9 protein-coding genes, 1 tRNA gene and 2 pseudogenes are annotated in these 9,330 nt (G+C 41.3%); 8 read left to right on the top strand and 4 right to left on the bottom strand.

What is annotated here, in order from left to right:
* Nucleotides 1-105, top strand: a 105-nt coding sequence (locus IQ246_RS26940; RefSeq protein ID WP_194006359.1) for a transposase, incomplete at its 5' end; no start/stop codon positions are given.
* Nucleotides 106-290: 185 nt separating this feature from the next.
* Nucleotides 291-509, top strand: a complete 219-nt coding sequence (locus IQ246_RS26935; protein WP_244142171.1) for a DUF2059 domain-containing protein — start codon at nucleotides 291-293, stop codon at nucleotides 507-509.
* 112 nt (nucleotides 510-621) lie between these two features.
* Here IQ246_RS26935 and IQ246_RS26930 read toward each other — a convergent pair.
* Nucleotides 622-825, bottom strand: a pseudogene (locus IQ246_RS26930) (tRNA dihydrouridine synthase DusB); the annotation flags it as partial.
* 50 nt (nucleotides 826-875) lie between these two features.
* On the opposite strand from IQ246_RS26930, the gene IQ246_RS26925 reads away from it, so the two are divergent.
* A complete protein-coding gene (locus tag IQ246_RS26925) occupies nucleotides 876-1,556 on the top strand; it encodes a Uma2 family endonuclease (protein WP_194006358.1) in 681 nt (226 codons plus the stop codon).
* Nucleotides 1,557-1,729: 173 nt separating this feature from the next.
* Here IQ246_RS26925 and IQ246_RS26920 read toward each other — a convergent pair whose 3' ends face one another.
* The gene (locus tag IQ246_RS26920; RefSeq protein ID WP_194006360.1) at nucleotides 1,730-4,441 is read right to left on the bottom strand and encodes a CBS domain-containing protein; all 2,712 of its coding nucleotides are present in this window, start codon (nucleotides 4,439-4,441) and stop codon (nucleotides 1,730-1,732) included.
* A gap of 226 nt (nucleotides 4,442-4,667) precedes the next feature.
* On the opposite strand from IQ246_RS26920, the gene psbZ reads away from it, so the two are divergent.
* The 5 genes from psbZ to IQ246_RS26895 all read left to right on the top strand — a co-directional run bounded on the left by psbZ (nucleotide 4,668) and on the right by IQ246_RS26895 (nucleotide 8,184).
* Nucleotides 4,668-4,856 (top strand): photosystem II reaction center protein PsbZ, encoded by a 189-nt coding sequence (gene psbZ / locus IQ246_RS26915; RefSeq protein WP_194006357.1) that lies wholly within the window; start codon nucleotides 4,668-4,670, stop codon nucleotides 4,854-4,856.
* Between the two features lie 195 nt (nucleotides 4,857-5,051).
* On the top strand, nucleotides 5,052-5,630 hold the full coding sequence (ribH, locus tag IQ246_RS26910; protein ID WP_194006356.1) for a 6,7-dimethyl-8-ribityllumazine synthase: 579 nt from the start codon (nucleotides 5,052-5,054) through the stop codon (nucleotides 5,628-5,630).
* 120 nt (nucleotides 5,631-5,750) lie between these two features.
* A tRNA-Gly gene (locus IQ246_RS26905) sits at nucleotides 5,751-5,822 on the top strand.
* Nucleotides 5,823-6,506: 684 nt separating this feature from the next.
* Nucleotides 6,507-6,914 carry a hypothetical protein gene (locus IQ246_RS26900; RefSeq protein WP_194006355.1) on the top strand — a complete coding sequence of 136 codons (408 nt, stop codon included), beginning with the start codon at nucleotides 6,507-6,509 and terminating at the stop codon, nucleotides 6,912-6,914.
* Between the two features lie 4 nt (nucleotides 6,915-6,918).
* Nucleotides 6,919-8,184 (top strand): glutamate-5-semialdehyde dehydrogenase, encoded by a 1,266-nt coding sequence (locus tag IQ246_RS26895; RefSeq protein ID WP_194006354.1) that lies wholly within the window; start codon nucleotides 6,919-6,921, stop codon nucleotides 8,182-8,184.
* 260 nt (nucleotides 8,185-8,444) lie between these two features.
* Here IQ246_RS26895 and IQ246_RS26890 read toward each other — a convergent pair whose 3' ends face one another.
* Together IQ246_RS26890 and IQ246_RS26885 are read right to left on the bottom strand one after the other, a co-directional pair.
* Nucleotides 8,445-8,570 (bottom strand): hypothetical protein, encoded by a 126-nt coding sequence (locus IQ246_RS26890; RefSeq protein ID WP_370588549.1) that lies wholly within the window; start codon nucleotides 8,568-8,570, stop codon nucleotides 8,445-8,447.
* 37 nt (nucleotides 8,571-8,607) lie between these two features.
* A pseudogene (locus IQ246_RS26885) lies at nucleotides 8,608-9,201 on the bottom strand (transposase); the annotation flags it as partial.
* Nucleotides 9,202-9,330 lie beyond the last annotated feature (129 nt).

The following is a 9,330-nucleotide window of genomic DNA, read 5'->3' as shown; positions in this document are numbered from 1 at the left end:
AATAAGTTGAAGCTGATTAAAAGGCTAGGTTATGGCTTTCGTAATTTCGCAAACTTTCGATTGCGCTGCCTATTATCTTGGCACTTTAGTGTTAAATCTCCATAAGGGGATCGGTAGAACCAGAAATAGAAAAAACTAATAACATCAGACAATTACTCAAAATAACTGGTTCAGAAAATCTTTCTCGGCAAATAATGCTTCAATTAGTAGACACTTTAAAGCCTCAATATCCGCAAGTGCCTCAAAAAGCTTGGGATACTTTTCTGGCATAACTCAAGCCAAATGAGCTGATGAATGAATTAATTCCTGTATATGCGAAATATTTCACTAATGAAGATATAAAACAAATGATTGCGTTTTATGAAACACCTTTAGGCAAAAAAACAATTAGTGTTCTTCCTCAAATTTCGCAGGAATCAGCAGAAATTGGTCAAAAGTATGGAATAGCAGCGGCTAAAAGAGCTTTGCAAAAATTAGAAGAGGAAGGATATTTGCGTCGTCGTCCGTAAAAAAGACTTGAGGCAGAATTTGCAATTTCTATATAAATTTGCTCGGTCTTTTTTAGATTGAATCATTTCGCGCCAAGATGCAAAGTCTTGGCGTAAAACTCTAAAATCTTTGCTATACCAACGCTAAGTTAGATTCTATCTCTTCCTCTAGCTCATAACCATTAGCCAGTTTTTCAATAGCTCGATCAATCAACAGCAAACCCTGATCGACAGTTTCAACCAAACTTAGCTGTCCCCGCAAATCAGCAGCACCGACGAAGCCTTTAGCATACCAAGTTATGTGCTTACGAGCTTGACGTACACCGCGATCGCCTAATACAACGCTGCTAAAATAAATCCATAACTACTTGATGCCATATCCATTCTATGACCATTGCTCAAGCATTAGATTCTCAAGAAGGCATCTCCCAAGATGTTATTTTTCCCCCTAGTGATTTATATAGTGACGAGCCTCCCTTGGAAACTGAACTGCATCTACGACAAATAATCCTACTTTTCAAATGTCTCGAATGGCTGTGGCGAGATAGAAATGATTTCTATGCTGCTGGAAACTTAACTATCTATTACAGTCCACACCAACGAAAATCAGAATACTTCCGAGGCCCAGACTTTTTTGTAGTGTTGGGAACCGAACGTAAAACCCGTAAAAGTTGGGTAGTTTGGGAAGAATATGGCAAATATCCGAATGTAATTCTGGAAATTCTTTCGGAATCAACAGCTAATACTGACAAAGATTTAAAGAAAACAATTTATCAAGATACTTTCCGCACGCCTGATTATTTTTGGTTCGATCCATATACACTTGAGTTTGCAGGATTTCATTTAGTAGATGGAGAATATCAACCTCTACAAGCGAATGAACAAGGACATTTGTGGAGTCAGCAGCTAGGCTTATATCTGGGAATTTATGAAGGACTATTGCGGTTTTTTACACCAGTTGGACAACTAGTACCGACACCGGAAGAATCGGCAGAACAGTTGGAACAAAAAGCAGAACGTTTGGCAGCAAAACTGCGAGAATTAAATATCGACCCAGATACGATTTAGACTCCCGCGTTCGCGTAGCGTGCTGTAGGCATTCGCTGGTTTTTGCAAAGCGTAAATCTAGTGCGATCGCTCTTTCAATAAGAATGTTAATCATATACTATAGAGGATCATTTGGAAGTTAGTACTTTTTTGGTGTTTTTGTTTGCATAAAAACCACATCTGTAAAATATCAATTACTGAGGATAATGCTTTGCTAAAAATTCCTCAGCTTCTCTATTATCTTTAACCACTTTATCTAAGGTAGCAGCAAGTAGCTCATCTAATATTTGCCGATATTGGGGCCCTGGTTTGTAACCCAAATTTTTTAAATCATTGCCATTCAAAAATGGCTGCACATTAGCCCAAACAGTTAAATATTTCCAAATCTGATGTCTAATGTCTCGCGGACTTTGCAAGGCAATTAAAATCAGCATTGGTAAATCGTACTGTCGCAATAACTGCACCACTTGACTGGGAACTTGAAAAGTAGGTAAGGACTTGATCACCTGAGTAGAATTTAGGGCTAAGTTCTTTAACCTAGTAATGCTATCCTCTTGTAGTTGCAGATTTTTTGCTACTTTGACCCGATATTCAGGTGCTAGGTGGGCAATTAATGCTTCTAGACGCATTTGCCAGTGAATGAGGGATTGTTCAGTATCAAATTGTTGCAAACAGCGTTCTAGCAAACGTAATTGCCGCAGAATATCTCCATCTAGCTTCAGAGTAGGATGGATGCATTGCAACGCTCCCAAATTGTCGAGTAACTGTAAAGCCGATTTCCAGTAACAAGCTTCCAGAATATGTTTCAATTCTGTTTTGAGTCTAGTTTGTAGGGCTGGAGTTCTGCTATTCTCTTGGGCAGTGCGATCGTAAACGCCACTATTGATGGCATAGCGGATAAATTCTTCTGTTTGCGGTTCCAGATGAAATCCGAAGCGCACAGCAAAGCGCACACCACGATAAATACGGGTGGGATCTTCAATAAAGCTGTTGGGGTGTAAAACCCGAATTTGTTTGGCTTGTAAATCTAGTAACCCACCAAAGAAATCAAGTAATTCACCAGCACGCGGGGAGGTGAGCCGCAGTGCCATTGCATTGATGGTAAAATCTCGTCGATACAAGTCTTGACGAATAGAACTCGCCTCAACTTCTGGATTTGCCGCGGGGTAAGGATAGAATTCTGTCCTAGCAGTGGCAATATCTACCCATAAAGAATCTAATTCTGAGTCATTATGCCATAGCAAAGCAGCAGTTTGAAAAGCCCCATGAATTTCTAAGCGAGCAGCAGGGTAAAATTGTTGTAGTGCCTTTGCCAGTTCCACACCAGCACCGACATCTGCTGATTGATGAAAGCCATCAACTACAAGGTCAATATCTTTAATCATTAAGGTACCTGCTGCTTCTTTTGCTAATAGCAAGTCCCTGACTGCACCACCTACTAGATAAAGATGCCAACCCCGCTTTTGGGCTGCTTGCGATGCTACCGTGAGTAATTGCCACAATTGAGGCGCAAGTTTATTCTGCAATTGAGGGAGATTAAAATGATTTTCTTTGCCTCTGCCTCTCTGTTTTTCCCCCCCTCTTCCTCTTTTTTCCTCTCTTTCTTGATGTAATTGCCGCAATACATCAGTGCGAGTAACAATACCCACTAATTGCTCATTATCCAACACAGGTAAGCGCCCAATATCGTACGTCACCATCAGCGCCTCGATTTGTGGCAGTGTTGTATCTGGTGTAATTGTTTTGAGATTCGTTGTCATGTAGCCTTTGACTGGCGCATGACTAAACCCATGATGTAAGGCGATATCAATATCCCGTCGTGAAATAATACCTACTAGTTGCCCTTGAGCATCGACTACAGATAAACCAGAGTTTCCATAACGCAACAAAATACGCTGTGCTTCGGCAATTGTGGTTTCAGGAAGAATAGTGCGGACAGGAGAAGACATCAAGTCCCTAGCAGTGGGGGGATGGGGAATTTGTGCTTTGATCCCGTCCAAGAGTTGTTGTAATGTTGCTTTGGAGTCTACTCCTCGGAGATTCAGCGATGCTGCTTGTGAATGACCACCGCCACCTAGAAGTTGGAATAAAAGGTTAAGATTTGTTTTGGGAATTTGCGATCGCCCAATTACTGTTAAGCGTACGTCATCTTTACCTAAAGGATATTCATTCGCCAATAGGATGGCGTCAATTTCAGTTAACTCGACGAGTTCCGAGGCTAGACTCGATAACCCTGGCACAAAACCCTCAGTTTTCAAAGTTACCCAAGCAATGGTATGTCCGTGTAGACAGAGATATTCCAAATTTTCTAGCGCTTGGGTTAATAGCTGCTGCAATTGGGGAGACAAACCAGGGTAACAGTAAGTGGAAATTACTGATAAACTAGCACCTTGTTCCATTAACCAAGCCAAGGCCAAAGCATCCCGTGGTGTAGACTGGTCAAATGTCAACGAGCCAGTATCAACGTGGATACCCAAAGCCATCACCGTTGCTTCGGCTGGAGTCAGGGAGATTTGGTGCTGTTGCAATTGTTCCACAATTAAAGTTGTGGTAGCTCCCACAGAGGAAATATACGATTGCGTAGCGGGAATATCCGATTCTTGTCCTAGGTGATGGTCATAAAGTATGATTTCTTTTACATGGGGTAAATCTAACCACTCGGCAGCTTTACCGATGCGATCGCGGTGTTGTGTATCCACCACAGTCAGAGAACGAATGTTTTCAGGAATTACTGAACGCCTTTCAATCAGAGGATATTCATCTCGATGCAAGGCCAAAAAATCCCGTACAGGAGGGTGAGAGCCGCCAGATAGCACAATCTTGCTCCCCGGTAGTAAGCGCGTCAGCCCAACCGCTGCTCCTAGCGCGTCAAAATCAGCTGTTGTGTGGCAAAGAATTAAGTCCATAATCAAGAGTCATTAGTCATTGGTCATTGGTCATTGGTACTTAAACAAAGGACAAAAGACAAAGCGCAAAGTCTGAGCGCCGGTTTCCGGCGAACAGAACTTTGTAAGAGAGGACAAATGACTAAAATGTAGCAATTTCTGCTAGCTTAAAAATAAGGAAAAACTGTCAGTGTCGCCCTTTAGGATATTCTATCTTTAGTATTTCGCTAGCTTGGGAGAAGCAAAAATGACCATAATATTCCAAATTGCTTTGATAGGTCTGGTTGGGCTATCTTTTGTCCTGGTTGTAGGTGTCCCTGTTGCTTATGCCACTCCCCAAAGTTGGGGTGAATCTAAAAAGCTGCTCTGGCTTGGTTCTGGCGTCTGGATTGCGTTAGTATTTTTAGTCGGTTTGTTAAACTTTTTTGTCGTATAGACGACGGCTTCGCTCTGGCAGAGGCACGTAATATAAGAACTAGAGGGGCAGAAAAGCAAAGTTAAAAGGTTAAAGGAAGAAAAAAGATATTTTTTCTTTTTCCTAGTTCCTTTTACTTAACTGTGCTTTCCTGCTCCTCTACATTTAAAGAAGAAATGTATATTGGCCAGAAGTATACCTGATTCAGAGGCAGTCATGGCAGTTTTTGAGGGAAGTTTTACTCAAACAGAACCTTTGCGGTTTGCAGTGGTGATTGGTCGATTCAATGACCTGGTTAGCGTTAAGCTCCTAGAGGGGTGTCAAGATTGCTTGAAACGCCACGGTGTGGATACTAATCCCCACGGCAATCAGGTAGACTACGTTTGGGTACCGGGAAGTTTTGAAGTACCTGTGGTAGCTCGCCAACTGGCACTCTCCCATCGCTATGATGCCATAATTTGCCTGGGTGCAGTCATCCGGGGGCAAACACCTCATTTTGATATCGTTTCTTCGGAAGTAGCGAAGGGCGTTGCTGCTGCTAGCTTTCAGACAGGTGTACCTGTGATTTTTGGTATTTTAACAGCGGACACTATGCAGCAAGCCTTAGAACGGGCAGGCATTAAAAGCAATCATGGCTGGGATTATGCGATGAGTGCCCTGGAAATGGCAAGCCTCATGCGGCAATTGCGTTCTAACCTGGCGGAGCCATATTCTCGAAATACCCAGTCTTTGCCAGCTTCTTTTCAAAGTGCCAACATCGGCAATTTAGCTGCGGAGTCAGAAGAACTAAGTTAGTTCGTCATTGGTCATTTGTCCTTTGTTATGAACTAATGACCAATGACCAATGACTAATGACCAAATTCAAGGGTTGACAATCTAAAATATATCTGAGATAATTAAGTTCGAGTTGAAATTGCGGGTATAGCTCAGTGGTAGAGCGTCACCTTGCCAAGGTGAATGTCGCGCGTTCGAATCGCGTTACCCGCTTATTAAAAAAATAAAATATTAAGATATAAGCAGTACTCTAAGTCTATACCAAGAGCGATTTAATAAGGGTTAGACATTAATAGCTTTAGGCAAGTCGTTTTGTGTGCGCTGTACTACACTTGATGAAAGAAGCCTGTTTAAATAGCAGTATTGTAGGGTGCAATACGTCTTTTAACAGCAAATTTAGCCAAAATGTATCTAGATAAAAAAGTCACTCAAGCTGGCGAATGTTCTGATTTCGTGTCTCTTAACAGATGTCTATAATTCGTGAAAAAATAGGTATGAGTACTCAAACATAACCGTGTTGCTTGTGGGAGTAGCTTTTCTAAACAGGTTGTTTTACTAATTGTCGCCACGTAGACTTAAGATCGTACCAGATATATCAGCACAATAAATGCCTGCCAAATGCAAATACATTTCTTTTAAAGCCAAAGATGAAGAGGAAAAAATTTTTTAACCAGACTGCTAACTACAGGGAAAGACAACAGATAGCTATCCTCTGGTTAGACAACCGAACCCCCAGACAGCAATCACGACAACCTGAGTTAGCTTCATCTGCCTTTCGTAATCATGGCAGTGTTTGCCTCGCTATCTATACAAAAAGTTGATAAGAGGGAAATCAGCCTCCAAGGCCTTGATATTCTCGTAGTTTGCAAAAAACACGCTCAAGTTAGTAGAACGCTTGTGCAATCTCAAAAACCTGAAAAAATAGACTTTAATACGGAATATCCCTGTCCCTGCCGTCGCCGGGGGCGGTTAATTCCAATTACGCTGACAGAAGCATTTGGTTGCGATCGCTGTCAGCAAATATTTGTACTGGAAGATAATGGCTATGTCCTAGAACAACTTTCCACAACCTATCCCTACAAGCGAGCTTGGCGCTGGACGGGAAATAGTTGGCACGTTGTTCATCCTAAGTTGGGAGAAAGCTATCTACCCATAGCACTGGGCATTATTTTCGTGCTAGTGATTATATGGCTGCCATTAGCGCTGCGATTGGCAAATAGTTCTAGTATTATTGCCTGGGCAATAGTGGCGGTGCTGTTAGCTATTCTGCCAGCACTATTGGTCTGGCTTACCTACAGACGTTAACTCAATGACCGTTGAAGTTTTGGATGATTACCCCGAACCGATTACTAGTGCTCAACGCGCCTATCAAGCTTCTCTAAAGTTAGGAATCACAAAAGGAGCAGACCGGAGTCGCGCTGTATTAGCGATGGCGCAGGCGCTAGAACGCTCATTTGACGACATTCTAGAAGCCAACACTTTGGATCTGGAAGCCAGTCGGGAAATGGCAGTGCCAGACTTAATATTAGATTGGCTAAAACTGACTCCTACAAGGCTAGAGACGACCGTGGACATTCTACAACGGTTGGGAGAATTATCCGATCCACTACGCCGGGTCAGGAATGCTGACTATCAACTAGAAGACTCCCAGAGTTATTCTCAGTTAATGCCCTTGGGAGTGATTGCATTTATTTATGAGGCGTTTCCAGATTTAGGAGCGATCGCAGCGGGTTTTTGTATCAAAACTGGTAATAGTCTAATCCTTAAAGGCAGCACAGAAGCTAGTCACTCTAACGCAGCGATTGCTGAGGTAGTGCAAAATGCGATCGCAGAAGTTGGTCTACCATCAGGCTGTTTAGAGCTAATCACAGCAGAACATGGTGCTTCTGTTCGGGATTTAGTCATTCAAGATCAGTATGTGAATTTAGTGATTCCCTACGGACGTTCTAGCTTGGTTCAGCAAGTAATGCGACAATCAACTTGCCCAGTTTTAAAGTCCGCAATGGGTAACTGTTACCTCTACTGGTCGCTTAATAGCAGCTTAGAAATGGTACGCTGGATGATTATAGATAGCCATCAGAGTGAACCAGACCCAGTGAATGCTATTGAAAAAGTACTAATTCATCGCCAAGCTCTGCCATCTTCATTAGCAGTTTTGTGGAACAGCTTGAAGGAAAAAGGTTTTGAAATTAAAGGGGATGCGGAATTAGTGGAAGCTTTTCCCCAGTTGCATCTAGCAAAGGAAAACGAGTGGGGAAATGCTTATTTAACTAGGACAGTAGCTTTTAAACTGGTGGATAGCTTAGAGGGTGCGATCGCTTGGATTAATCAATATAGCAGTGGTCATGCTGACTGCATTATGACTGAATCATATCAGGAAAGTCGGCAGTTTGCTTTAGGAGTTAACAGCGCCTCAATCTACATCAATGCTTCCCCGCGTTTTTCCCGTAACCCTTCACGAGGAGATTCAGTATTTCTAGGAATGTCTAATCAAAAAGGTCATCGCCGGGGATTTATTAGCTTGGAAACTTTGACTACTGTCAAGCACATTGTCCAAGGAAATGGGCGATTTTAGAATTTAAGTACCAAATAAATTTGTAGCTTTATTTATAACTTGAAACTCTTCATTTGAATAAAATTTGTAATAATTTTCTAGAACGATACTACATCTATAGTATAGGATTCCTATTTGATTTTTGAAAGAACTGCGTACACCTCTAACTCCTTTTTTCCCATTTCCCATTCCCTATCCCCTATCCCCCATTCCCTGTCTCTACAAGTCAGTTCACGAATCAAATCGGATTACTATATCAATGTCGTATCACTACTTGCTAATCATTCAAACACAGGCGGCCATAATTCAGAAATAGCAACTTCCCAGCCAGGTAATAATTCAGTAATAGCTAACTTATCCTCACCCTTCAAAACTTCTACTTCACCATTGTGACGATATACACTCACAGTTAACTCATCTGGATTAATGGTTCTACCGATCCCCTTATGGAGATTTAACACTAAAGTGCCAAGATAATAGGCAGCGCAATCGAAAGTTTGCGAAATTACGAAAGCCATAACCTAGCCTTTTAATCAGCTTCAACTTATTGTTAATTCCTTCTACAGTGCCACTAGTTGTTCTTCGCTCAAAATATCCAACTATGTCACCAAACCACCGGAAAATTGTTCTAATAGTTTTCGGAAAATATAAGCTGGAATCATGCATCCAATCCAATAATTTAATTACCCCATCTCCCCATGATTCAGCAGTATCGAATATGTCTCTGAAGTCTTCTTTAAGGGAGTGCATTTTTAATAGAATTGGAGATACATTTTGAACAGATTTTAATCTATCTTTTTGCTTTTCATTTAAAGAGTTTTCGTTTTTTAATAAGCTATATTTACTTTTTAGTAATCCTGCTAGTATCCGGTCTTTTTCTCGCTTATCTTTAAGTGCGATCGCTGATTTTTTTTGCTGTTTACGTGCCGCATCTAATTCATCATTCACCTGTTTCATTACATGAAACCTATCAATAGTTACATCTGCATTTGGCATCAATTTTCCTACTAAAGTTTTATAGGGTTTCCACAAATCAATACGGTTCTTCAGTACTTGTTATGCCAAATTATTAGCAATTCAATGTAATAATATGTTGAAAAATATCTCCATTAATAGCTAAAGCTATTAATGGAGATGACATACAAGGCATTTTTATTGTTTGCTGTA

This window comes from aff. Roholtiella sp. LEGE 12411, assembly GCF_015206995.1.
Lineage (GTDB): Bacteria > Cyanobacteriota > Cyanobacteriia > Cyanobacteriales > Nostocaceae > Komarekiella.
This window is presented reverse-complemented; position numbering and strand designations above follow the sequence as displayed.